We start from the raw sequence: 22,935 nt of genomic DNA, 5'->3' as shown, positions 1-22,935 counted from the left end.
TCATAGCCGTTTCATGTGTCGGCGTATCCGTTCACGCCTGCGCCTGAAAGACGAGATTGAATGGCGTCTGCGTTGCACGTCGGAAGCGGGTGAAGCCGCCCGCCGTCACGACTTCCTTGAGGCGTGCTTCGCCTGCTTGCGCGCCTAACGCCTTTCTGCCTTCCTGCGATAACGACGCGGCCGTGCAGATCATCGTCGACGCGGAGTAGAACACGCGTCCGACCGGGTTCAGATTGTCTTCCAGCCGATCGTTTGCGAAGGGCTCGACGATCATCCACGAGCCTTCGGGCTTCAACGACTGCAGCACGTGGGTCGCGGCACCCGTCGGGTCGCCCATGTCGTGAAGACAGTCGAAGAATGCGACGAGGTCGTAGCCGCTTCCTGGGTATTGCTGCGCGCTGGCCACTTCGAACGTGACGCGATCGGCGACGTCCGCTTCATCGGCCAGTTCGCGCGCTCTTTCGATGGATGGCTCGTGATAATCGAAGCCGACGAACGTGGCGTTCGGATAAGCCTGCGCCATCAGGATCGTCGACGTGCCGTGTCCGCAGCCGACATCGGCGACTTTCGCGCCGTGCCCTTTGAGAACCGCTTCGACGCCGTCGAGCGCGGGAATCCATTCGTCGACGAGATGCACCGCGTAGCCAGGCCGGAAGAAGCGTTCGGTGCCCTTGAACAGCGACGGATGATGCTGGTGCCATCCGACGCCCAAGCCCGTGCGAAACGCTGCTTCCAGTTTCGGTATTGCACGGAACATGGCTTCGGCGCAGTCGCAGAAGCCCGGAACGAAGGTCGGGCTGGTCTCTTCCGCGAAGCACATCGCCATTTCGTTTTCGAGCCGGTAGCGGGCGCTCGCCGCGTCGTAATCGATGAAGCCCGATGCGGCCTGCGCTGCGAGCCATTCGCGCACGTATCGCTCGGCAAGGCCCGTGCGCTCTGCAAGTTGCAAGGAGGTCATCCAGCCCTGTTCGGTCATCGCCTTGTAAAGGCCGAGCCTGTCACCCAGCGCAATGAGCGGCGCCGACGCTACTGCGCCGAACTCTTCGACCATGCGCGCCATGAAGTCCTGCACCTTCTGTTCGTCGTATTGCATGTGCCACCTCCTTGACGAAGGCAGAATTGATCGGACGAAACAGGCGTCGCTCATTGCCGACAATGGGCGGGCCTCGCTCATGCAAAGTATAGGAAGAAGAAAAATGGGCGAACGACAAAGTGCGGATAGTCGTGGCCGTTTCCATCGTGTGTATGATCCGCGAACATCGCCGGCGATTTGGATGAAGCACTGTGTGGCAATTCGGCCCATCAACTTGCGAGGACCTCGAATGAGTTCAGGCAGGCAACCCGGAAACGCGCTTCCGGGCAAACAGGAACTGGAAGCCATGTCGGCATTCCGATATGAACTGCGCAAGTTTCTGCGCATGTCCGAAGAAATCTCCAGCGCGGCAGGCGTCACGACGCTTCAGTATCAACTGTTGCTGCACGTGCGTGGGTTCGAGGGACGGCAATGGGCAACGGTCGGCGAACTCGCGGAACGCCTGCAGGCCGCGCCGAACGGCACGGCCGCGCTCGTCTCGCGCTGCGAATCGGCGGGGCTCGTGACGCGCAAGCCCGACGCGAGTGATCGACGTCAGGTGCAGGTGCATCTGACGCGAAGGGGCGAACGTTGCCTGCTCAAACTCGCCGCCGAGCACAAGGCGCATTACGGATCGTTCGGCTGGGTATTCGGCGATAGCGGCGCATAGCCCTGCGCGAGTGGTGATGCGAGTCGGCGCGGCGGGTCGCGAATTTATGTCACAATCTGCCTTACTTTGCTTCGACCCGACGATCTCTTCAATGCGCATTCCCGGATTTATCGACCGACGCACGATCATGCGCGGCAGGCGGCTTTGGCTGCACTACGGCGTGTTCTGGCTCGGCGCGATTACTACCGGGCTCGTCGCCGTGATGTACGCGCGGCTGATCGATTTCGGCTACGCCACGTTTCTGCGCTATGCGACTTCTTTCTGGTGGCTGCCGTTGCTGCTCACGCCGGCGGTTGCCGCGTTCGGCGTCTGGATCACGCGGCGCTGCTTTCCAGGCGCCGAAGGCAGCGGCATTCCGCAAGTCATCGCGACGCTGCACGAAGGCGGTGAACTCGGACCGCGTCTGTTGAACATGCGCATTCTCGTCGGCAAGATCGCGGTGTCGTTTCTGTCGATCCTCGGCGGCTTCACCATCGGCCGCGAAGGGCCGACGATACACGTCGGCGCCGCGCTCATGTTCAGCTTGCGGCGCTTCTATCCGGTGCGCTTCCGCAATATTCGCGGCGCGGGACTCGATCGCAAGCTCGCGCTTGCGGGCGCTGCCGCCGGTCTGTCGGCTGCGTTCAATGCGCCGCTCGCCGGCGTCGTCTTCGCAATCGAAGAACTGACGCGCAGCTTCGAGCAGAGAACGAGCGGCGTCCTGATCACGGCGATTATTTTTGCGGGCATCGTCTCGCTCGGTTTGCAGGGCAACTATACGTATTTCGGCACGATCGAAATCGACGGACACTTTCCCGATCTGCTTGCCGTCGCTGTCGTCATGCTGGGCGCCGTGACAGGCGTTGCGGGCGGTGCGTTCTGCTGGCTGTTGCTGAACACCGATCGCTGGATGCCCGCGCGATTCGGAGCCTGGCGCAAAGGGCATCCGGTGGCATTCGGCGCTGCGTGCGGTCTGTTCATTGCTGTGCTCGGCGTGGCCGCCGGCGGTCATACGTTCGGCAGCGGCTATGCAGAAGCGCGCGGGATGCTGGAAGGCAATACCCGACTCGGCGCGAGCTATCCGCTGCTGAAAATGGCGTCGATGATCGGTTCGTATCTGCCTGGCGCGCCGGGCGGACTTTTTGCGCCTTCGCTTGCAATCGGTGCGGGCATCGGCAATGCGCTGCATCTGGTGTTCGGGCAAATGCAACTGCCGATGCTGATCGCGCTCGGCATGGTCGGCTATCTCGCGGCCGTTACGCAGAGTCCGATCACGGCATTCGTGATCGTGATCGAGATGATCAACGGACACGCGCTGGTGCTCTCGTTGATGGCGACGGCGCTGATTTCCAGCCAGGTGTCAAAGCTGTTCGCGCCACCGCTTTATGAAGCGCTGGCGCACAAGTACGTGGCTACGCAGAGATGAACATGTTGCCTTCGGCCACGATCGTTCGGCTCGAAGAAGGCGCTCGGTTTCGCGGACATGGAATGGGCTGGCGTGCGTTCCCGATCGAGCATGAGGCGACTATCTCGGGGTAATACTTCGACCCTTGTGCCCCGGGTTAGAGGCAGAGGTATCGGCTGTGCAAAGTTCCAATGCCGTTATGGCCTTCCTTGCAACCGCCAACGTTTCGTCGCACGCAGCAGGCTTCTCCGATCTCGGGCATCCGCTCTCCGAAGCTCTAGCGAACATCTGGCGCACTTTTTGGAGCGCCGCATCGGGAGAACCGCTGTCGTATATCAGACGCGCGACGTTGAAACTGCTTCCCGATGGCAATTCGACAAAATCAGGGCATTCCGTCCGAGCGGCGGCATCCGCCTCGATAAGCGCAAACGTCGCGGCCAGAGCGGCTGTACAAACGAAGCGCGAGCCCGCAGTGCTCATTTCCATGGATGACTCCCTCATAGATATTCATCGACGGATGACGTCCGCCAAACAGGCGAACCCATGTGCTCGTGGGTTTTCGCAAAGGTGGATGAGCAAGCGATAAACCATACGCCATTTACGGGCGGTTCGCTGCGGAGGGAGAGGGGGAAATCGTAGATGCCAAAGGTACTCAACGCGCTTGCGCGGCGGGGCGGCGGCGCAAGAACGGCGAAACAGCGTGCGTCAGCAAAAGCGGGACCAACGTTGCGGCGAGTTTTATTTTCAAACCGTGGCGACTTTTTCTTCGTCGAATGACCGCTCACGTGACGACAGCCTTCTACGCATTGCCATACAGATACGACACTTTGCCATTCGCAATCTGCTGCGCCATCCTCTGCAGATCGACGGGCGTGTTCTTCGCAAGCAACACGTAAGCAAGTTTGTTCGAACGCCACGTGACCGTTTTCATTTGACCAACCTGCTGAGCGCGCACGGCTTCATCCGCGTGCGAATCCTCCAGTACGCACAGCGCGACAGGGTCGCCCCGTTCCGGCAGATACACGATCTGAATCAACGGGCGGTTGTCGTAATTCAGGCGCTGCACGCGCTTGAACTTCAGCCCCGCCTGCTGCAGATCCGGCACACGCACGGGCATGCCGTCGCGCTGACGGATATCAGCGAGGATCTGCTCGGTATTCGCTGGATCGTCACGAATGCTCGCGACCGTTTCGCGCCCGTACAGCACCTGATAGTCGGCGACGCTGCGCACCCACGGCGACACCGCCTCATGGTGGAACGGCGTGAGCGGTCCCATGTAGCCCGTCAGCACGCCGGAGATGACGGCGCCCGCAACGAAGGCGGCGGCAAGCCAACGCATGGCGGGCACCTTGCGGCGCGCATTGCCCCGCACATCGCCGCGCTGCCGCGATGCGCTGACGGCGACGAGTTCGTCGACACGCCCCGCGAGGCTTTCCGGCACGGGTGGCAATATCTGCCGCTCGAATGCCGCGCGATATGGCAGGCACGACGCGCGCAACGCATCGACGCGCGCGCCGAGATCGTGCGAGTGCGCGATGGCGGCTTCGACTTCGGTCCGCTGTTCGGGCGGCAGTTCGCCGTCAACGTACATCATCAACATCGAGTCGTCGATATTCTTCATATTGATTCTCCCTTGTGCGCAGCCGCGGACGATTGCGCGCCGAACCGCTGCCCGATCGTCAGACGGGCGCGCGAGAGCCGGCTCATAATCGTGCCGATCGGTATGTCCAGCACGTCCGCGGCCTCGCGATAGCTGAGCCCCTCGATGGCGACCAGTATCATTACGGCGCGCTGCGCATCCGGCAATACCTCGACGGCATCGATGACCTGCCGATGCATGAGGTCGATCTCGGGCGTGTGACCGGACGGATCAGCGAGGCTTTCGATCTCATCGTCCTGCCAGTTGATGTTGCCTCTGCTGCGAATGGTGCGGGCGCGCAACTCGTTGATCCACGTGGTATGGACGATCGCAAACAGCCAGCTGAGCGCCGACGTGCCGTTCTGCAACTGGCGGCGCCGCTCGAGTGCGCGCACGCATGCGCGCTGGACGAGATCCTCTGCGTCGTGCTGGTTCTGTGTCAGGCGCAGCGCGAAGCGCCATAGACGTGGCAGCAGCGCCGGCAGAATGGTCGGCAAATCTTCTTCGTTCATCGACGCCACTCCTTCCAGGGCCGCGCATATATCGACATAACACGCGAGGCGCCAATTTATTCGGGCGCATTTCAAAAATTTTTCGCCGGCCTTTGGGGGAATAAGCGTATGAGAGCCACTGTTCTCAGATCAGCAGACAAGGATTTGCGCAGGAGGCCATCATGCAAGACGTTCTCGATAAGGCCCGCGAGGCGGGCATGGCTGTGCTGCTCGATGCGTGCATAGGCAGCCAGCGGTTTCATAGCGTGGTCGGCTCGGAGGCGGCGCTTGCGCGCTTTGCAGCGCTTTGCGAAAGCGGATGCGCCGATCTCGAAACATTGAGCCGATGGGCGGAGCTCTGCGAACGGGGCGCGGGCGCTTCCGTGGGGGAATCGATCCGCAGCGTACTCGACGCGTGCAAGCACAGGGCTTCCCGATAGCGCGAGCGGCGACACCTGGCCTGCGCGTTCTATTCCCTCGAATATTTTGCGGCCTTGAAGGAACAAGCCAACGGTCCTGGCTGTTTTGGGAGGGACGGCATAGCGCTAACCGCATCAGCCGAAAGGCGGCCGTTCATCTCATCCATTCGAGGACCTCAGCATGCGTACATCTATTCTGATCGCGGCCGCGATCGCAGGCACAACCTTCATCGCGGCGACGCCCGCCAGTGCCGCATGGCACGTCGACAATGCGCAGTCGACATTCACGTTCGTTACCGCCAAAGCGGGCATGCCGGGCTCGTCGGAGATCGAGGAGGTTCAGGCATTCCGGCAGATCGGCGGCACCGTCAGCGACGATGGAAGACTGCAATTCAACGTGGATCTTGCGAGTGTCGAGACCAACGTCGGGCTGCGCAACGAGCGCCTCAAGGACTTGCTGTTCAAGGTTGCACAGCATCCGCAGGCCGTGTTCGGCGCTTCCGTCGATGCTCGGCGTTTCGATGCGTTGCCCGTCGGCGGCACGGCCGATATTCAACTCAACGGCACGTTGACGATCGCAGGGCAAACGAATCCGCTTGTCGCCGATCTGCGCGTCGTCAAGCTTTCGCGCAATGCGTTGCTGGTCGGAACCCGTGTGCCGATTATCGTGAGCCTGAAAGAGTATGGCTTGCAGGATGGCGTCGACGCGCTGCGCAACGTGATGAACCTGAATGTGCTGTCGGGTTCGGCACCGGTGACGTTTTCGGTGGTCTTGCGCGCGGGTCGTTGAGCGGTGGGTCGGTACGAAACGCAACTACCGGTCTGCCGCAACCGCACACTTCGCACGCCTTCGGCGGCAACCTCGGCCTTGCACGAAAAGGCGCGATCGTAGGTCAATCGCGCGACGCCTACTTTGTCTTTTTCGCCGACGAGGCCTTCATTTCAATCACGTCGGGCGAACGCTTGCGTTTGCCCGGCACGACACCCATGCGCGGATCGCGCTCGCTCGCCAGCGCGACCACGTCGTGCACGGCGGCTTCGAACTCGGGATGGCTTTGCGACACATAGAGCCACTTGCCGAGCACGGGATGCGGGACGAGCGCGGGGTACTCGTTCAGCAATCCGGCTTGCCGGTCATGTGACGTGCACACGAGGAGCCCGTTCCACGGCTCTTCACCGCTTGCGACTGCGAGATAGAGCAGGCCGTCGAGCCAGGCGGCCTGCATGTTGAAGAATCGTTCGCGCGAATAGCCGGGGTCCTGTTCGAGAGGCTCGAAAATCCACAGCAGCGGATTCTCGCGTTTTCGCTTCGGGTTCAGATCGACGGACAACATGGTGAGACCTTCGATGAATCGATTTCCCCCGATGATATAGCCGCTCGCTTCAATAGTTCTTTTTGACGCCAATCGCGCATTGCACGGTTTCACGCGAACGCCCACGAGAAACAGGTATCGTATCGCCGATGACGCGCCGCAACGCATCGACGGCGATCCCGGTTATCCGCACAAGTCAGCAAACAGAGGAGCAGCAATGGCAACGAAGATCGAAACGATAGGCATCGTCGGCGCAGGCACGATGGGCAACGGAATCGCGCAGGTGTCGGCGGTGGCGGGTCTCAAGGTGGTGCTCATCGACGTCACGGATGCAGCGCTCGAAAAGGGCGTCGCGACGCTCACCGCGAGTCTCGCGAAGCTTGTCGAGAAGGGCAAGATCGACGCATCGGCGCGCGATGCGGCGCTCACGCGCATCGAAACGTCGACCGACTATCAGCGCCTCTCCGGCGCGGATATCGTCGTCGAAGCAGCGACGGAGAACGTCGAGCTCAAAATCCGCATCCTGCGGCAGATCGAATCCATTGTGAGCGGCGAGACGATCATCGCGTCGAATACGTCGTCGATCTCGATCACGGCTCTCGCCGCGACGCTCGCGAAGCCCGAGCGTTTTGTCGGAATGCACTTCTTCAATCCCGTGCCGCTGCTGCCGCTCGTCGAAGTAATTCGCGGCGTGCAGACGGGCGACGATACGGCCGCCGCCGTGCGCCAACTGACGCAGCGACTCGGCAAGACGCCCGTCAACGTGAAGAACGCACCAGGTTTCGTGGTCAACCGGATTCTCGTGCCGATGATCAACGAAGCGTTCTTTGCGCTGGCGGATGGCATCGCGACGGCGGAGGAAATCGACGAAGGCATGCGGCTCGGCGCGAATCATCCGATCGGGCCGCTCGCGCTCGCGGATCTCATCGGGCTCGACGTGTGCCTGTCGGTGATGGATGTGTTCCTGAAGGACTTCGGCGATTCGAAGTATCGCGCGTGCCCGCTGCTGCGCGAACTCGTCGCGGCCGGGCGACTGGGCCGCAAGACGGGACACGGAGTCTATCGCTACGATCAGAAGCGCTAAAGCCGTTAGCCCAATTCGAACGAAGTGACGCCGAACACCTGCGCGAGCGGAATGTCCGGCGCCTCTTTCGTGTACATGCGTGCCGTTTCGAACACACTCGTCATGCCGTGGCGCACGGCGAGCGCCACGGCTGCCGGATTCGACTCGGGCACGTCGAGCGTCACGGCTTCGCCGGGACAATGCGCGACGAGCGCGGTGAACAGCGTTTCGGCGATCTGCGCGTCGTCCGCGAACAGCGGCCCGATCTTGCTGCCTTCGCGACAACGTCGCAGCACGCCATATCCGCGCATCTGTCCATCGACGACGTCTGCCAGCGCGACGGCGTCGGGCTGATCGATCCACGCGCGCAGAAAGCTGTTGCGCGGCGCGGGGAAGAATCGCCGATCGTAGGCACTCAACTGATCAAATGGCGATTTGCGCGCATCGGATAACGCAGCGCTGCTCGCGATGCGGGCGTCGGCAATGCCCTGAAAGCGTATGTTCCTATACGCAAGCGCGAAGCCCGACTTTCGATAGTTCGGCTGTTGCGCGACGACGCCATCGAGTCCGATGTTGCGCTCGCCGAGATACGCGATGCCATGCTGCCAGATGCGCAGGCCGAGCCCTTTGCCGCGAAACGCCGGCTTGACGATATACAGTCCGATAAATCCGAAATGCGCGTCGTATGCAACGGCAGAAATCGAGCCGACCGGTTCGCCGCGCCAGACGCCGACGAAGAACCCGTCGGGATCGACCGCGCGAAAGCAGCGCGCGTCGTGCATGCCGGGATTCCAGCCTTCGATCGCGGCCCATTCGATCGCGCGATCCACTTCGCCGGCTGTCATCGTGCGCACGATGAAGTCGCGCGCCGTGTTCGTCGATTCGTCCATGATGTGCCTCTTGATGCGGTTCAGGTCCATGTTCATCGGCACCTATCATGCAGCGAAAATTGCTTCGATGATACGTGCCGCGTGCGACGTGCAACGCGCAATGCTCGCGCAATGTCAAGCTTTTGCGATTAAATCGCATACGATATATAATGCGTCTGTGACGAAACATCCGTCTCACGCAGACGAGGACGCATATGAAGACCACCGCCAAGGCAGACGCCGCGAATCCGAAGCTCGCCGATTTCCTGTGCTTCGCCGTCTATTCGGCGAATCTCGCGTTCGGCAAGGCGTACAAGCCGATTCTCGAAGAACTTGGGCTCACCTACACGCAATACATCACGGTGATTGCGTTGTGGGAAGAGGACGATCAGACCGTCAGCAGCCTCGGCGAAAAACTGTTCCTCGAATCCAACACGCTGACGCCGATCCTGAAGAAGCTCGAAGGCATGGGTTATCTGGAGCGACAACGCGATCCCGAAGACGAACGCCAGGTGCGCGTCAGTCTGACGAAGAGCGGTCGGCGCCTGCGCGAGAAGGCGCTCAACATGGATCTCGTCGAGGCGACGGGCCTCACGCCCGATGAATTCTCAAAGGTGCAGAAGGCAATCGTCACGCTGCGCAACAACCTGGTCAAAGCGGTGAACGAGCAGCAATAGTCGTATTTCGCCTGATGCAGCGCGGGCCCGGCATCTCTGCCTCGCCCGCGCTGCGCGTTTACGCGCGTCCGCCCTGGTGTGCGATCTACCCGCACGCTTTTCGCACAAGTCTTTTCCAAAAATTCATCGTACGCGATTGAATCGCGTGCTTGACATGCATCTGGCTTTGTTTAGAATGCATCGCATGCGATCGAATCGGGTGCGATGTTAAGCGGAGCAATGAGTAGTCGAAAGCGCCAGTCCGCATCGATCAGCGATTTGTAGACAGACCAGAGTGCCCTCAACCGAGGGTCTTCAACTACCGGAGAGAAATGATGAACAAGTTCTTCAAAGCCGCAGTTTTCGTTGCAGCGAGCGTTGCAGCTTCTGCTTCCGCATTCGCGAGCGGATACGGTCCCGCGCCGCACTACAACCCGGTTCAAGGCGCGCCGGCTTCACAGCAAGGCGCCGCCGCGATCGTTGCAGACGCTGGTCGCGAAGCGACGGGCAACGAGAACATCGCCGCAGTGGGCGGCGTGGCGGATTCGGCCGTTCAGTCGGGTCATCGCGTGATCGCCAGCGACTTCGCATCGACCTTCAAGCATCACTAATCACACGCAACGCGCAAAGGAAACAATCATGGCACGCATCGAAAACGTACTCTATACAGGCAAGACCCACACGTCGGGTGGGCGGGAAGGCGCGTCGCGCAGTTCGGATGGCCGGCTGGATATCCGGCTGTCGACGCCCGGCACGAACGGCAACGGCACCAACCCCGAGCAGCTTTTTGCGGCGGGCTGGTCGGCCTGCTTCATCGGCGCGATGGGCCTCGCGGCGCGCGAGCTGAAAGTGACGTTGCCCGCCGACACGAGCGTCGACGCCGAAGTGGATCTCGGCACGGGCGAGGGCGGTTACTTCCTGCAGGCGCGTCTGAACGTCAGCCTGCCGGGCGTGGCGCGCGATGTCGCGCAAGCGCTCGTCGATGCGGCGCATCGGACTTGCCCGTACTCGAAGGCGACGCGCGGCAATATCGATGTTGAAATCGCACTTGTTTGATGTGGTCGAGCCGGTCCGCGAAGTCCTTCTCATGAGACGGACGAGCGGACCAATTCAACCGCGATCCGCTTGCGGCGGTTGCGGGTTATTCGCCGGATCGGTGTCGTATTTGAAAACGCGCTCGATGCCCGCATTGACGGGCAGCGCCGACAATGCCGATTCGACCGAATCGGCGATGTCCTTGTCGTACACCTCTTCGCCTTCGACATACACGGTAAAGGACCGCAAGTACTTCGCTTTCTTCTCGGGGTTCTCGACCGTTTGCCGGGTCCATTCGTATAGCCGGTACGCCGAAGTGCCCAGCGCTTCCGCTTCCTTGACGTAATCGGCGAATGCATCGAACTGACATTTAAGCGAGGCTTTGTGCCGGCGCAGGATGTCGCCCAACGGCGGATAGCTGTCCGACGCGGGGTCGACGCGCAACGCGCTGGCCCGTTCGTCGGTCACGGTGATCCTGATCTGGAATTGCCACGTGCTGTCCATCGTCCCTCCACGTTGAGCCCATCGCGGAGATTCTAGCGAATGGCTGAAATCTCGGCCTCCCCATCAGTCCGATTCTGAACTCTCAGAACGACGCGCCAGACCGCGCTTTCGGCTCGAGAAAAAAATCAATCAAATCAATGAGGTTCCGATGATATGCGCCCAGTCACATTCTGGCATGGCCCTTGCGCTATAGCCGCACACTGGCCATGCCACGCGGCCATGACGACGATGCGCGACGCCGCGACGCAGTCCGCGCACTCAAATCAAGGAGACATGCTTTGCAAACGAGTTCCCACGTCCCGAGCCACTCGCAGCCGATCCCTGCGCAGCCATCCGACACCAAGACCCGCTTCTGGCCCGAAGGCTGGTGGAAGCTGATGGAATACCGGATCGGCATCATTCCGCTGCCCGTCTATTTCATCCTGCTCGCGCTGATCGCGGGCTTCGCGGTCACGGGCAAGGTGCCGGGCGAGATATCGATGGCGATCGCCGTGCTCGCGTTTTTCGGCTTCACGTGCGCCGAACTGGGCAAACGTCTGCCGATTCTTCGCAACATCGGCGCCGCCGCAATCTGCGCGACGTTCGTGCCTTCCGCGCTGACCTTCTATCACCTGCTGCCGAAGCCCATCCTTCACCTCACCACCGAGTTCACCAAGCAGACAAACTTCCTCTACCTGTTCATCGCGTCGATCATCGTCGGCAGCATTCTGAGCATGGACCGGCGCGTGCTGATTCAGGGCTTCGTGAAGATCTTCGTGCCGCTCGCGGCCGGATCGCTCGCGGCTGCGCTCGTCGGCACGGCAGTCGGCGCGGCGTTCGGGCTCGGCGTGCGGCACACGCTGCTGTATATCGTCGTGCCCATCATGGCGGGCGGCGTGGGCGAGGGCGCGATTCCGCTGTCGGTCGGCTACGCGGAGATCATGCATCTGCCGCAAGGCGAGCTCTTCGCGCAGGTATTGCCTCCCGTGATGCTCGGCAGCCTGACGGCCATCGTGCTCTCCGGCGCGCTCGACATGCTCGGTAAGCGCTTCCCGCATCTGACGGGCCAAGGGCGCTTGCAGGTCGGCGAGACGGATGAAATGGACCCCGTGAAAGAAGAAATCACCGGCCATATCGACGTGACGCATATCGCCGCAGCCGGTATCACGGCGATCACGCTCTATCTGCTCGGCCTGGCGTGCCGCGATCTGTTCGGCTTGCCAGCACCCGTCGCGATGCTTTTCCTCGCCGTGCTCGTGAAGCTCGCGCGCGCCGTGTCGCCGCAGTTGCAGGAAGGCGCGTTCGTCGTCTACAAGTTCTTCTCGACGGCCGTCACGTATCCGCTGCTGTTCGCGATCGGCGTCGCGATGACGCCGTGGGACAAGCTGATCGTGGCGTTCACGTTCGCCAACATCGTGACGATCGTCGCGACCGTGGCGACGTTGATGGGCACGGGCTTTGTGGTTGCGCGTCTGTTGAAGATGTACCCTATCGACACGGCGATCGTGAACGCCTGCCACAGCGGCCAGGGCGGCACGGGCGACGTCGCGATCCTGACGGCCGCGAACCGCATGACGCTGATGCCGTTCGCGCAGATCGCCACGCGTATTGGCGGCGCGATCGTGGTCACGTTGACGCTGATCCTGCTTGCGCATTTCGGTTGATGCGCCGTTGCCCGACGCGGCCTGACCTTGCGGCAACGCGCGGCGCGGGCGTCGCCGGGCGTCGAGCGCGGCTCACGCGCCTTTCGCCAACAGGCATTGCGTACCGATGAGGCTGAACGTGCGCGTGAGAATAAGAGGGATACCGTTGTGGGGATGGGCCGCCGCGGCCGCGCTGTATTTCGGCGTGACTGCGGCGGCCGTCGAGTTTGCGTGGGACCGCGCGATCGATGCGCTCGCTGAAGTCGGCGCGCACCGGCTGGACCTGTACACGGCAAGCCTGAAGAGCGAGCTGGGCCGCTTCGAGATGATGCCCGCCATCGTCGCGCGGCAGGACAGCGTGCGCGCGCTGCTGGGCGCGGGCTCAGCCGCTTCACCCGAACTGCTGCGCGAAGTCGACACGTACCTCGAAGCAGTGAACAACGATGCAGGCAGCCTCGCCGTCGACGTGATCGACCTGCAAGGCTCCGTGATCGCCGCGAGCAACTGGAACCAGTCGCTCAGCTTCGTCGGCACCAACGTTTCGTATCGGCCGTACTTCAAGGACGCGCTGGCACACGGCTCGGGGCGCTTCTTCGGCATCGGCACGAACACGGGCATGCCCGGGCTGTACTTCGCGAGCGCGGTGCGCGACGCGGGCAAGGCGATCGGCGCGGCGGCCGTGAAGGTGAGCGTCGATGCGCTCGAATCCGCATGGCGCACGCCCGGCGAAGCGGCGATGGTCATCGACGGCAACGGTGTGGTCGTCATCTCGACGGTGCCCGCGTGGAAGTTCACCGCGCTGCGGCCCATCACCGCGCAACAGCAGCGCGAGATTCAGTCTTCGCGTCAATACGCGGGCCGCAACGTCGAGGCGCTGCCGTACCAGCGCGTCGGCGACTGGAACGGCAACGCGTGGCTCGGACGCTTTCCCGACTGGCGGCGTCCGGGCAAGACGACGCGCTTTCTCGCGATGTCGCGGTCCGAGCCGCAAGCGGGCGATTCGGTGATGGTGCTGCTCGACGTCGCGGGCGCGCGCGACCAGCAGCAGCTTGCGCTCGCGTTCGTGACGGGCGCTTTCCTGATCGCCGGCCTCTATGCGCTGTACGCGATCCAGCGCCGCCGGACGATCGCCGAAAAGCTCAACGCGCAAGATGCGCTGCGTCGCGCGAACGATCAGCTAGAGATCACGGTCGCGCAGCGCACGGCGGCATTGACGGCGACGAACGAACGCATGCAGCAGGAAATCGTCGAGCGCAAGCGGACCGAGCAGCGTCTGCGCGATACGCAGCAGGAAGTCGTACATGCGGGCAAGCTGGCCGTGCTCGGGCAGATGGCTGCGGGCCTCACGCACGAACTGAATCAGCCGCTCGTCGCCATCCGGACGCTGTGCGACAACGCCCGCACGTTCTTCGAGCGCAACCAGCGGGCGCAGGCCGTCGCGAATCTCGAACGCGTGGCGAAACTCGTCGACAGCATGGCCGTGTTAACGGCCGAGCTGAAGACGTTCGCGCGCAAGCCGGACGTCGAGCGCGTCGCGGTGTCGCTCAACGAAGCGGTTGCGCATGCGCGGCTCATCTACGATGCGCGCATTCGCGACGAAGACGTGCGACTCGACGTGAAGATTGCATCGGGGACGATGGTGTGGGCCGAGTCGAGCCAGTTGCAGCAGGTCATCGTGAATCTGCTCGGCAATGCGCTCGATGCCGTGCGCAACCAGGAGAAGCGCGTCATCACCATCGCCGCTGGCGAGCCTGACGAACGCGAGCGCGTGCTCTTCACGATCGCCGATAGCGGCGCGGGCATCGCGCCCGAAGTGCTCGCGCATCTGTTCGAGCCGTTCGTCACGACCAAGCCGCGCGGACATGGACTCGGGCTGGGGCTCGCGATCACGTCGCGCATCGTCGAAGGCTTCGGCGCGAAGATCACCGCTGCGAATCTGGCACACGGCGGCGTAGACAGCGGCGCACAATTCACTATCGAATTCGCGGCGGCGACGTCGCAAAGGATGGCTCATGGGAGATGAGATTCGAGTGCTCGTCGTCGAGGATGACGAGAACGTTCGCTTCGGCGTCGAGCAGGCGGTTGCGCTGGCGGGCTTTCCCGTCAGCGCGTATGCGTCGGCGAAAGAGGCGCTCGCTGAGGTCGCGCCGGGCGCGCCGCTCGTGATCGTATCGGATGTGCGGATGCCGGGCATCGACGGCTTGCAACTGCTCGACAAGGTGATCGCGATCGATTCGCAGATTCCCGTCGTGCTGATCAGCGGGCACGCCGACATATCGACAGCCGTTGGCGCGATGCAGGTCGGCGCGTACGACTTCATCGAGAAGCCGTTCTCTTCCGACCATATCGCGGGCCGCGTGGCGCGCGCCGTCGAGAAGCGGCGGCTCACACTGGAAGTGCAAGGCCTGCGGGCCGCGCTGCACAACTGGCAGGGCATCGAGGCGATGGTGCTCGGCAAGTCGCCCGCGATGGCCGACGTGCGCAAGAAGATATTGCGTCTCGCCGATACATCGGTGTCGGTGCTGATCACGGGCGAAACGGGCACTGGCAAGGAACTGATCGCGCGCAGCCTGCACGATTTCGGCGGGCGGCGCGACCACCATTTCGTCGCGCTCAATTGCGGCGGCTTGCCGGAGCAGATTTTCGAAAGCGAGCTGTTCGGTCACGAAGCGGGTGCGTTCACGGGCGCGATCAAGAAGCGCGTCGGCAAGATCGAATGGGCGAACGGCGGCACGCTCTTTCTCGACGAGATCGAAACGATGCCCGTCGCGCTTCAGATCAAGATGCTGCGCGTGTTGCAGGAGCGCACGCTGGAGCGGCTGGGCGCGAACGAATCGATATCCGTCGATTGCAGGGTGATCGCGGCATCGAAGGCCGATCTCGCGGCGCTATCCGCCGATGGACGCTTTCGCGCGGACCTGCTGTATCGATTGAACGTCGCGCAGATCGAACTGCCGCCTTTGCGCGAGCGCCGCGAAGACGTGCCGCTGCTGTTCGAGCATTTCGTGCTCGCGGCCGCGCGCCGGTTCGGACAGCCTGCGCCTATCGTGTCGGCGGCGCAGGTGTCGGAGTTGATGACGCATCAGTGGCCGGGCAATGTGCGCGAATTGCAGAACGTCGCGGACCGCTTCGTGCTCGGGCTGACGGGCGACAGCCTGCTGACGGAAGGCAGCGAACCGAACAAAGGCACGGCGAAAGGCGGCACGCTCGCGGAACAGATGGCTTACTTCGAGCGTATGTTGATCGAGGACATGCTGCGCCGTCATCACGGCAACGTGGCCGATGCAAGCGACGCGCTCGGCATGCCGAAGAAGACGCTTTATCACAAGCTGCGTCAGCTCAAGATTGCGGCGCGCGATGCGCAAGGCGAAGAGATCGACACGTGACGCGAGCAGGCAGCACGACGCGGCGGCGATGCCGTTCTACGGAACAACGGTAGCGCCTTGCGACGCCGTGTCGACATCGACGAAAAGCGCGGAGACGGGCACCGGGCGCTGATAAAAATAGCCTTGACCGAACGGAATGCCGAGACTGCGCAGCGCTTCATGCTGGGCCGCTGTTTCGACGCCTTCGGCAATCACTTCCATGCCGTAGTGTTTGGCCACGCCAGCGATCGCGCGGATCAGTTCGTATCCTTTCTTGTCGATTTGCCGCACGAACTGCCCGTCGATCTTCACATAATCGAACGGGAAACGGCCGAGCAGATCGAGATTGCTGTGCTGCGTGCCGAAATCGTCGATGGCGAACTTCACGCCGTGCGCCTTGAGGCGCTGGAAGATCGCTTCCGTTTGCGGATGTTTCTGTAGCAGCAGCCGCTCGGTCAGTTCGAGCACGAGCGTGATGTCGTCGGGGAGTTTCTGGTTCACGGCCAGCACTTCCGCGACGAAGCCGTCGCGCTCCAGGTCCATCGGCGCGATGTTCACTGCGAGGCGTAGCGGACGGACCTTCGTCATCTGCGCGATTTCATCCGACGCGCGCTCGAGCGCGAAGCGCGTGATGCGCCGCAGCAGGCTGCTGCGCTCCACTTCCACCATGAATACGCCGGGATTGACGGGGCCCCATTTCGGATGCGTCCAGCGAATCAGCGCTTCAACGCCCGCGACGCGGCGCGTGGCGATTTCGACGATGGGCTGATACGCGAGGTGAAGTTGTCCGTGCTTCAGGCCGCGTCGCACGGCGGCAAGCATCAGGCGGCGCGGGGCGAACGCGATCAGCCAGGCGGCGGCGATCAGCAGATTCACGAGCAGGGCCGCTGCGGCGGCCAGCAAACCGTACTTCCAGTGCGCGTGCGAAACGAACTCCGGCGCGGCGACGACTGCGACCGAGAAGGCCCAGCGCGTCGACGATGCGCGCGTGCCTTGTCGCGCGGCCGGGCTGTCGGCGGGCATCATGTTGCCGTTGTTGTTCAGCGCGCCCGCATTGGCAACGACGAGGACGACGTGATCCGCTTCGTAGCGCACGCCGTGCGCGAGCGTATCGGAGAGATAGGCTGCCTCGACGACGTAGAGCAAACCCGTGTCCGGTCCCGTCGAAACATACAACGGCAACACGGGCGTATCAGGCTGATTGAACGTGCCGGCGGCCAGCCCGATTGAGATACCCGACGGTGCCTGATTCAGATAGTCCGACAGCGGCACGTCGATCGGCCCGAGTGCCGAAGAGCAATATAGACGCTGATGTCCGACGAGATCGATCGCGCGAACATAGTGAACGTAGGTCCTCAGTTCGGCGAGACGATGCGCGACGAGCGCACACGATTGCCCGGGGAGACTGCGCAGTTCCACGCGCCGCCGCGTGACGACGTTGTCGAGTATGCGATCGATCGACACGACCATGTCGCGCGCGATCAGACTCTCGCGCTCCCGCACGGACTCGTCGCCGGCGTGCTCTCCCCAGATAACGGCCGTTGCTATGACGCATATCCCACACGCCACCGCGACAATGAGCGCAAGCGTCGGGGTGACGCTACGTCTCGCAAAAGCGGGTTTGCGAAAAGCGAGAAGCTTTCTCACATCGGGGTCCGGCGGTGATACGAAATTGCAGACATGCGTGGTTCGCCTCACCCGCATTATGTGTGCGGTTGTGATAGTCGGGCCAATATAGCACGCGAACCATCCGCATGTTTTGTACCAGCACACCGATAAACCGGGCAATAGGTCGGTATGCCTGGTCAACGCGGATTGCCTCGTCACTTTAAAAGGCCGCAATGAGGCATTTATTGTCGATTTAAAGCGCGTTTTTTTTCTTTATGCATAAGCGGATGAAAGCGGTGCGAGCTTGATTTTTGCGGAATTTTATTTAGTCGATTGGCATAGTCGAAATGAGCCGGGAATTACTTTTGATGGATGCCTGTTTTCGCCGGCTTATTGCATATCTTCTCATTCAGATTCAGCACGTATCGCGCACTTTATTCGCTTTTATTCGCGCGCAATCTGGACGCAATCAGGCGCGCAGTTCAGACGGCTCGAGAAAGAAGTCCCTGTTGTTCGCGAGCCGTTCGATCATGAAGTCGATGAACGTTCTCACGCGCAACGGCTGCTCCGTGCGATGCCGATAGTAGATGTAGACGGACTCGCGCTGCGTCACCTGTTGCGTGAGCAATGGCACGAGCCGTCCGCCGCGAATGTGCGACGCAGCCGAGAAGCTGCCTAGCTGGCCTATCGCCAGGCCTGCGAGCACGGCTTCCGTTTCCGCGTCGATATCGTTCGCGCACAGAGCCGCCGCAATGTCGCGATAGACGATCTCGTTGCCTATCAGGAATTCCCACGGCGCCTGCTTGCCCGTGTTCGCGCGGCGATAACCCGTGCAGCGATGCGCGTGGAGATCGTCGACGGTCTTCGGCGTGCCGTGCCGTTCGAGATAGGCGGGCGACGCGCAGACGATCAACTGAATGGGAAGCAGACGCCGTGCGATCGCGCCGCCCGAAGGCGGCGATCCGCCGCGAAAGCCGACGTCCGCGCGATCGGCGACGAGATCGGTGAATTGATCGTCGAAACGGACGTCCAGTTGCACATCCGGATAACGCGCTGCGAATTCGAGGATCGAAGGCCACAGCACCGCGCGGCCCAGCGCCTTCGGCGCGCTCACGCGCAACGGTCCCGCGACTTCCTCTTTCGAGCGGCGCGCGTCGTCGATGGCCGACGACAGTATCGCGAGAGCGGGCTCCACGTTTTGCAGCAGCCGTTGTCCCTCTTCAGTCAAGCTCAGCTTGCGCGTCGTCCGATGAAACAGCCGCACGCCCAGCGCCTTTTCCAGTTGCATTACCGCGTGACTGGCCGCTTGCGGCGAGATGCCCTGATCGACGGCCGCCTTGCGCAAATTTCCCAGCGTCGCGGCGCGGACGAAAATCGAAATCGCGCGGACCTCGTTCATCGGCAACTCCGATTCGCAAATAAAAGTTGATTATCAGTCTAGCAATACATAGCTAGTGTATGCGAATCGGACGTCCTATCCTTCGTTTCACTTTCACCACGAACGTAGGAGCAGATCATGAACAACGTCACGAAACAGCAGTTCAAGCGCGTCTGGTTCATTACGGGCGCATCGCGCGGCCTTGGCGCGCTGATCGCGCAGGCTGCGCTGGCCGATGGCAATGCCGTCGTCGCAGCGGGGCGCAAGGTCGACGCGATCGTCGAGCGTCTTGGGGAATCGCCCGCGCTGTTGCCCGTCGCGCTGGACGTGACCGACGAGGCGCAAGCGAAAGCGGCCGTCGCGGCGGCCATCGAGAAGTTCGGCCGCATCGATGTGCTCGTCAACAATGCCGGCTTCGGCCTGCTCGCCGCGGTCGAGGAATCGAGCGACGCCGACGTGCGCCGCATGTACGACACCAACGTCTTTGGTCTGCTGAATGTGACGCGCGCCGTGCTGCCCGTGATGCGCAAGCAGCGCTCGGGGCACGTGATCAACATGTCGTCGATTGGCGGCTATCGCGCGGGAGCGGGATTCGGCGTGTACAGCTCGACGAAGTTCGCCGTCGAAGGCATCACCGAATCGCTGCACGCCGAGCTGGAGCCGCTGGGCATTCACGCGACCGTCGTCGAGCCGGGCTACTTCCGCACGGATTTCCTCGATGCGTCGTCGCTTGTGGTCGGCAAGGACATCATCGACGACTATGACGAGACGTCGGGCAAAGTGCGTCGCTTTGCTGTCGGGATGAACCACAACCAGCCCGGCGATCCGCAGAAGCTGGCCACCGCGCTCGTCACGCTCGCGGACGCGCAAACGCCGCCGCTGCGCCTGCCGCTCGGCACGGATACGCTGAAGGCCATCGCGGACAAGAACGCGTATGTGACCACGGAAACGCAGACGTGGAAGGCGTTGTCGCAATCGACCGATTTCGCGGTCTGAATCGCGGCCGGTCGTGAATGGATCGGCGATCGATCGGTTTGCGACGGCGAAAATGGATCGGCGCCCGCTGCGAAAGCAGGGGCGCCGTTGCGTTGCTGTTGCGTTCGCGTTGCGCCGATCGCGCAACGACGCTGGCCGGCTTACTTAGGCGGAGGCAGCGACGGATCGAGCATGGCCGAACCCTTGACCAGTTGGTCCGTCATGGCAGCGGCGACCGGGTTCGAATGCGTGCCCGACCGCGAACTGACCGGCTGGTCCGTCGTCGCGGCGCGGCTCATTGCGGCGCGAGTGGCCGTCGTGTCCGGCGGCGGCAACGCGGGATCGGCCTTCGACTCACGCACCGGCTGACCTGTGGTACCGATGGTAGGCGGATTCGATTGATAGGGCGCGCGCACTTCCGGGGTCGAACGAAGCGCGGACATGTCCGGCGCGGGCAGCGAAGGATCGAGCTTGGCCGATTCCCGGACCAGCTGCTCCGTTTCCGGCGTCGCGCCCTGCTGGAGCATCATCACGCGTCGCTCGAGATCTTCGCGTTCACGCTGCGCGCGCGGGGCGGGTGACACCTTCACGCGCGACGAATCGCGCGCGTTGACCGACGCGACAGCCGTAGACGGAGCCTGCTTCGGTTGCGCAGCGGGTCGGGGTGCGGGCGCGGCTTGCGCGGCAGGCGCAGCGGCTTGCGGCGCTTGCGGAGCCGGTGCAGCAGGTTGCGGCTGAGTCAACGCTTGCACGGTAGGCTCGGCAGGCTGCTGCGGAGCGGTCATTTGCGGGGCAGGCGCGGCAGGCTGCGGCTGGGTCATCGCTTGCGCGGCAGGCGGAGCCGATTCGGGCGCGGCCTTCTTGGGCGTGGGCGCCGGAGCGGGCGCAGCCGGCTGCTGTACAACCGAAGGCGGGATAGAAGCCCCCTTCGTGATCGCACCGGACGTTTGTGACGAATCGATACTGCCTTGCGTCACCTGATTCGCGCCGACGCGGGAATTGGTGCTCGGAACCTGCAACGAGGAGTCATCCATGCCGGCTCGCGCTTCATCCGCTGCGCGGTGATCTGCCTGGAGAAGCATCATGTACGACGTGCCTGCCGCGCCGACGAGAAGCCCTCCGAGGATCATCAAAACTTTACTGGTATTCATCATCATACGTGCGAGTCGTTCAGCGACGAGAGCAGCCATCATAGACGACTGCTCGCGCCTATCATCAGACGAAAGCCAGCCATGGGCGGACCTGATGAGGTTGGAACGGACGAGCGATATCGGAAGAACGAAACCTTCTCAAAAGGGCGTTGACGGCCACGCACGCAATACCGCGAGCCAGTCGAAGCCTCCCGATTATCGAACGCTTCGGTTTAGTTTACATGTCGACGACGCGCCCCGCTCGGCGCGCATTTGTCCGATCAATCCCACGCGGTGGGGTCGGACAGTCCCGGCCGACGCATACCGTGACGCATGAACCAGTGCCGGACGGCGCTTAGCTTGCGCGGCAATCCCGGCATCCGGTTTCCTTCGATGCGCGCTTTCGCGCATGACGTCGCGTACTCGATCGCCTCTTCCTCGGATGAAAAGTAGCCGAGGATTCCAAAGGCTTTGCGCCGTCCGCTTGGACCCGTGACGAATACGCTGGCCGCGTAGCCGCGGACGCCGACGGACGCTAGTGGAATGATGAGATGGCGACGGTAATGTACGGCGTGCCTGTCCATGATCATGCTCCACTGGGTTTTGCCCTGGTCACATGGTACACGTTGCGAAACTGTGACGGCAATTCGATTGCGGCTACGCAATGAACGGTTGGCGGAGATTGCCTGCTTTTCAACGGACTTCGACGGGGCGCGCGGCACTTGCCGCACGTCCCTTTTTGCGCTCTATGGCTTGGTGTACTGCGATACGCGCAGCCGTTCAGCGCGGTTCAGCAGCCGTTTCGTGATCGTTCAGCGATCGCGCGCGAGCGGCTCGCCGAGCACGAATGCGCCGCCCTGGAAGCGCTGCGCCGGGTCGTCATGTCCGGACGTCGGCGCGCTTGCGGGGAAACGTTCCGCGAATTGCTCCGAGCTGTCGCGCGGGCGGAAGCCGAGGAAGCCCGCCTTCGTGTTGTCCCACCACTTGACGGGATTGTCGGATGCGCCGTAGACGACCACATGGCCGACGCGATTCGCGAACAGCGAGCAGCGCACCAGTTCGATGAAGTCGCGATAGCTCAGATACGTGACCAGCATGCGCGGATTCTTCGGCTCTTCGAACGACGAGCCGATGCGCAAGCACACCGTCTCGATGCCGAAGCGGTCGTAGTAGTAGCGCGACAGCGATTCGCCGAAGCACTTGGACACGCCGTACAGGCTGTCCGGACGATGCGGTGAATCCGCGTCGAGCACCTCAGTGACGGGATGAAACCCGATCGCGTGATTCGAGCTGGCGAACACAACGCGCTTCACGCCATGCTTGCGCGCCGCTTCGTACAGGTTGTACGTGCCGCGGAAATTGGCTTCGAGCAGATCGTCGAAGGGCGCGTCGATCGAAATGCCGCCGAGATGCACGATCGCGTCGACACCTTCGACCATATGCATCACCGCCTCGCGATCCGCGAGATCGACGACGCTCGTTTCTTCGTGCGCGGCCGCGTCGCCGGGCGGGACGATGTCGGTCACGTGCACGATGTCGGCCCAATCGGCCAGCGCGCCGCGCAACTGGCGGCCCAGATTGCCCGCCGCGCCCGTCAGTAGCAGACGACGGAACGGCTTGCGCCGCACAGCAGATGATTCGTTCATGGTGTTCCTTCGAGTTAAATGAGGAAAACGTTTTCTGATCATAAAGGCGGCATCGATGGTGCCTCAGTCGCCCGACATGCACGCGGGAGAGGGAAC

Annotated in this window: 23 protein-coding genes; 12 read left to right on the top strand and 11 right to left on the bottom strand. The window is 62.5% G+C overall.

Going from position 1 to position 22,935, the window contains the following annotated elements:
- Positions 1–31: 31 nt before the first annotated feature.
- The gene (locus tag AABE10_RS25335) at positions 32–1,093 is read right to left on the bottom strand and encodes a class I SAM-dependent methyltransferase (RefSeq protein WP_342935971.1); all 1,062 of its coding nucleotides are present in this window, start codon (positions 1,091–1,093) and stop codon (positions 32–34) included.
- A gap of 229 nt (positions 1,094–1,322) precedes the next feature.
- Here AABE10_RS25335 and AABE10_RS25330 point away from each other — a divergent pair, with 229 nt between their 5' ends.
- Both AABE10_RS25330 and AABE10_RS25325 read left to right on the top strand, forming a co-directional pair.
- Complete coding sequence (locus tag AABE10_RS25330) at positions 1,323–1,742, top strand: MarR family winged helix-turn-helix transcriptional regulator (RefSeq protein ID WP_342935970.1); 420 nt, start codon at positions 1,323–1,325, stop codon at positions 1,740–1,742.
- Positions 1,743–1,833: 91 nt separating this feature from the next.
- On the top strand, positions 1,834–3,147 hold the full coding sequence (locus tag AABE10_RS25325; RefSeq protein WP_342935969.1) for a chloride channel protein: 1,314 nt from the start codon (positions 1,834–1,836) through the stop codon (positions 3,145–3,147).
- Between the two features lie 778 nt (positions 3,148–3,925).
- Here AABE10_RS25325 and AABE10_RS25320 read toward each other — a convergent pair.
- Both AABE10_RS25320 and AABE10_RS25315 read right to left on the bottom strand, forming a co-directional pair.
- Complete coding sequence (locus AABE10_RS25320) at positions 3,926–4,747, bottom strand: anti-sigma factor (RefSeq protein WP_342935968.1); 822 nt, start codon at positions 4,745–4,747, stop codon at positions 3,926–3,928.
- Positions 4,744–5,286: an RNA polymerase sigma factor gene (locus AABE10_RS25315; RefSeq protein WP_342935967.1), complete on the bottom strand. Its 543-nt coding sequence runs from the start codon at positions 5,284–5,286 to the stop codon at positions 4,744–4,746. The genes AABE10_RS25320 and AABE10_RS25315 overlap by 4 nt, the downstream gene beginning before the upstream one ends.
- 152 nt (positions 5,287–5,438) lie before the next feature.
- Between AABE10_RS25315 and AABE10_RS25310 the strand changes: the two genes are divergently transcribed.
- Both AABE10_RS25310 and AABE10_RS25305 read left to right on the top strand, forming a co-directional pair.
- On the top strand, positions 5,439–5,696 hold the full coding sequence (locus tag AABE10_RS25310) for a hypothetical protein (protein ID WP_342935966.1): 258 nt from the start codon (positions 5,439–5,441) through the stop codon (positions 5,694–5,696).
- A 160-nt stretch (positions 5,697–5,856) separates the two neighbouring features.
- Positions 5,857–6,465, top strand: coding sequence for a YceI family protein (locus tag AABE10_RS25305; protein WP_342935965.1), 609 nt, complete (start codon positions 5,857–5,859; stop codon positions 6,463–6,465).
- A 118-nt stretch (positions 6,466–6,583) separates the two neighbouring features.
- Here AABE10_RS25305 and AABE10_RS25300 read toward each other — a convergent pair whose 3' ends face one another.
- Complete coding sequence (locus AABE10_RS25300; RefSeq protein WP_342935964.1) at positions 6,584–7,009, bottom strand: hypothetical protein; 426 nt, start codon at positions 7,007–7,009, stop codon at positions 6,584–6,586.
- Between the two features lie 196 nt (positions 7,010–7,205).
- On the opposite strand from AABE10_RS25300, the gene AABE10_RS25295 reads away from it, so the two are divergent.
- The gene (locus AABE10_RS25295; protein ID WP_342935963.1) at positions 7,206–8,072 is read left to right on the top strand and encodes a 3-hydroxybutyryl-CoA dehydrogenase; all 867 of its coding nucleotides are present in this window, start codon (positions 7,206–7,208) and stop codon (positions 8,070–8,072) included.
- 5 nt (positions 8,073–8,077) lie between these two features.
- Here the strand turns inward: AABE10_RS25295 and AABE10_RS25290 are convergent, their stop codons facing one another.
- Positions 8,078–8,971: a GNAT family N-acetyltransferase gene (locus AABE10_RS25290; protein WP_428983387.1), complete on the bottom strand. Its 894-nt coding sequence runs from the start codon at positions 8,969–8,971 to the stop codon at positions 8,078–8,080.
- A 164-nt stretch (positions 8,972–9,135) separates the two neighbouring features.
- Between AABE10_RS25290 and AABE10_RS25285 the strand changes: the two genes are divergently transcribed.
- From AABE10_RS25285 to AABE10_RS25275, 3 genes are all read left to right on the top strand, one after another.
- Positions 9,136–9,597, top strand: coding sequence for a MarR family winged helix-turn-helix transcriptional regulator (locus tag AABE10_RS25285; protein ID WP_090873728.1), 462 nt, complete (start codon positions 9,136–9,138; stop codon positions 9,595–9,597).
- Between the two features lie 314 nt (positions 9,598–9,911).
- Positions 9,912–10,187: a hypothetical protein gene (locus tag AABE10_RS25280; protein ID WP_342935962.1), complete on the top strand. Its 276-nt coding sequence runs from the start codon at positions 9,912–9,914 to the stop codon at positions 10,185–10,187.
- 28 nt (positions 10,188–10,215) lie between these two features.
- Positions 10,216–10,632: an organic hydroperoxide resistance protein gene (locus AABE10_RS25275; protein WP_342935961.1), complete on the top strand. Its 417-nt coding sequence runs from the start codon at positions 10,216–10,218 to the stop codon at positions 10,630–10,632.
- A gap of 54 nt (positions 10,633–10,686) precedes the next feature.
- Here AABE10_RS25275 and AABE10_RS25270 read toward each other — a convergent pair whose 3' ends face one another.
- Complete coding sequence (locus tag AABE10_RS25270) at positions 10,687–11,115, bottom strand: hypothetical protein (protein WP_342935960.1); 429 nt, start codon at positions 11,113–11,115, stop codon at positions 10,687–10,689.
- A 278-nt stretch (positions 11,116–11,393) separates the two neighbouring features.
- On the opposite strand from AABE10_RS25270, the gene AABE10_RS25265 reads away from it, so the two are divergent.
- The 3 genes from AABE10_RS25265 to AABE10_RS25255 all read left to right on the top strand — a co-directional run bounded on the left by AABE10_RS25265 (position 11,394) and on the right by AABE10_RS25255 (position 16,123).
- Positions 11,394–12,758, top strand: a complete 1,365-nt coding sequence (locus tag AABE10_RS25265) for a 2-hydroxycarboxylate transporter family protein (protein ID WP_342935959.1) — start codon at positions 11,394–11,396, stop codon at positions 12,756–12,758.
- Between the two features lie 106 nt (positions 12,759–12,864).
- Positions 12,865–14,760, top strand: a complete 1,896-nt coding sequence (locus AABE10_RS25260; RefSeq protein WP_342935958.1) for a sensor histidine kinase — start codon at positions 12,865–12,867, stop codon at positions 14,758–14,760.
- Complete coding sequence (locus tag AABE10_RS25255) at positions 14,750–16,123, top strand: sigma-54 dependent transcriptional regulator (protein ID WP_342935957.1); 1,374 nt, start codon at positions 14,750–14,752, stop codon at positions 16,121–16,123. Before AABE10_RS25260 ends, AABE10_RS25255 begins: the two co-directional genes overlap by 11 nt.
- A gap of 36 nt (positions 16,124–16,159) precedes the next feature.
- On the opposite strand, the gene AABE10_RS25250 is transcribed toward AABE10_RS25255, so the two are convergent.
- Entirely contained in the window at positions 16,160–17,605 is a 1,446-nt protein-coding gene (locus tag AABE10_RS25250) for an EAL domain-containing protein (RefSeq protein WP_342935956.1), read from the bottom strand.
- 574 nt (positions 17,606–18,179) lie between these two features.
- The gene (locus tag AABE10_RS25245) at positions 18,180–19,109 is read right to left on the bottom strand and encodes a LysR family transcriptional regulator (protein WP_342935955.1); all 930 of its coding nucleotides are present in this window, start codon (positions 19,107–19,109) and stop codon (positions 18,180–18,182) included.
- 117 nt (positions 19,110–19,226) lie between these two features.
- Between AABE10_RS25245 and AABE10_RS25240 the strand changes: the two genes are divergently transcribed.
- Positions 19,227–20,084, top strand: coding sequence for an oxidoreductase (locus AABE10_RS25240; protein ID WP_342935954.1), 858 nt, complete (start codon positions 19,227–19,229; stop codon positions 20,082–20,084).
- Between the two features lie 140 nt (positions 20,085–20,224).
- On the opposite strand, the gene AABE10_RS25235 is transcribed toward AABE10_RS25240, so the two are convergent.
- From AABE10_RS25235 to AABE10_RS25225, 3 genes are all read right to left on the bottom strand, one after another.
- The gene (locus AABE10_RS25235; protein ID WP_342935953.1) at positions 20,225–21,097 is read right to left on the bottom strand and encodes a hypothetical protein; all 873 of its coding nucleotides are present in this window, start codon (positions 21,095–21,097) and stop codon (positions 20,225–20,227) included.
- Positions 21,098–21,474: 377 nt separating this feature from the next.
- Positions 21,475–21,777 (bottom strand): hypothetical protein, encoded by a 303-nt coding sequence (locus tag AABE10_RS25230; protein WP_090873718.1) that lies wholly within the window; start codon positions 21,775–21,777, stop codon positions 21,475–21,477.
- Positions 21,778–22,005: 228 nt separating this feature from the next.
- Positions 22,006–22,839, bottom strand: coding sequence for an NAD(P)-dependent oxidoreductase (locus AABE10_RS25225; RefSeq protein ID WP_342935952.1), 834 nt, complete (start codon positions 22,837–22,839; stop codon positions 22,006–22,008).
- Between the last annotated feature and the right edge of the window lie 96 nt (positions 22,840–22,935).

The sequence above is a fragment of the Paraburkholderia diazotrophica genome (assembly GCF_038900755.1).
Lineage (GTDB): Bacteria > Pseudomonadota > Gammaproteobacteria > Burkholderiales > Burkholderiaceae > Paraburkholderia > Paraburkholderia diazotrophica_A.
Note: the sequence above shows the minus strand (reverse complement) of the source record. Positions and strands in the feature narration are given on the sequence as shown.

Bases quoted from the DNA above. Each gene is read 5' to 3' on its own strand.
- AABE10_RS25335 (WP_342935971.1), bottom strand. From the start codon at position 1,093: ATGCAATACGACGAACAGAAGGTGCAGGACTTCATGGCGCGCATGGTC.
- AABE10_RS25330 (WP_342935970.1), top strand. From the start codon at position 1,323: ATGAGTTCAGGCAGGCAACCCGGAAACGCGCTTCCGGGCAAACAGGAA.
- AABE10_RS25325 (WP_342935969.1), top strand. From the start codon at position 1,834: ATGCGCATTCCCGGATTTATCGACCGACGCACGATCATGCGCGGCAGG.
- AABE10_RS25320 (WP_342935968.1), bottom strand. From the start codon at position 4,747: ATGAAGAATATCGACGACTCGATGTTGATGATGTACGTTGACGGCGAA.
- AABE10_RS25310 (WP_342935966.1), top strand. From the start codon at position 5,439: ATGCAAGACGTTCTCGATAAGGCCCGCGAGGCGGGCATGGCTGTGCTG.
- AABE10_RS25305 (WP_342935965.1), top strand. From the start codon at position 5,857: ATGCGTACATCTATTCTGATCGCGGCCGCGATCGCAGGCACAACCTTC.
- AABE10_RS25300 (WP_342935964.1), bottom strand. From the start codon at position 7,009: ATGTTGTCCGTCGATCTGAACCCGAAGCGAAAACGCGAGAATCCGCTG.
- AABE10_RS25295 (WP_342935963.1), top strand. From the start codon at position 7,206: ATGGCAACGAAGATCGAAACGATAGGCATCGTCGGCGCAGGCACGATG.
- AABE10_RS25290 (WP_428983387.1), bottom strand. From the start codon at position 8,971: ATGGACCTGAACCGCATCAAGAGGCACATCATGGACGAATCGACGAAC.
- AABE10_RS25285 (WP_090873728.1), top strand. From the start codon at position 9,136: ATGAAGACCACCGCCAAGGCAGACGCCGCGAATCCGAAGCTCGCCGAT.
- AABE10_RS25280 (WP_342935962.1), top strand. From the start codon at position 9,912: ATGAACAAGTTCTTCAAAGCCGCAGTTTTCGTTGCAGCGAGCGTTGCA.
- AABE10_RS25275 (WP_342935961.1), top strand. From the start codon at position 10,216: ATGGCACGCATCGAAAACGTACTCTATACAGGCAAGACCCACACGTCG.
- AABE10_RS25270 (WP_342935960.1), bottom strand. From the start codon at position 11,115: ATGGACAGCACGTGGCAATTCCAGATCAGGATCACCGTGACCGACGAA.
- AABE10_RS25260 (WP_342935958.1), top strand. From the start codon at position 12,865: ATGAGGCTGAACGTGCGCGTGAGAATAAGAGGGATACCGTTGTGGGGA.
- AABE10_RS25255 (WP_342935957.1), top strand. From the start codon at position 14,750: ATGGGAGATGAGATTCGAGTGCTCGTCGTCGAGGATGACGAGAACGTT.
- AABE10_RS25245 (WP_342935955.1), bottom strand. From the start codon at position 19,109: ATGAACGAGGTCCGCGCGATTTCGATTTTCGTCCGCGCCGCGACGCTG.
- AABE10_RS25240 (WP_342935954.1), top strand. From the start codon at position 19,227: ATGAACAACGTCACGAAACAGCAGTTCAAGCGCGTCTGGTTCATTACG.
- AABE10_RS25235 (WP_342935953.1), bottom strand. From the start codon at position 21,097: ATGGATGACTCCTCGTTGCAGGTTCCGAGCACCAATTCCCGCGTCGGC.
- AABE10_RS25230 (WP_090873718.1), bottom strand. From the start codon at position 21,777: ATGGACAGGCACGCCGTACATTACCGTCGCCATCTCATCATTCCACTA.
- AABE10_RS25225 (WP_342935952.1), bottom strand. From the start codon at position 22,839: ATGAACGAATCATCTGCTGTGCGGCGCAAGCCGTTCCGTCGTCTGCTA.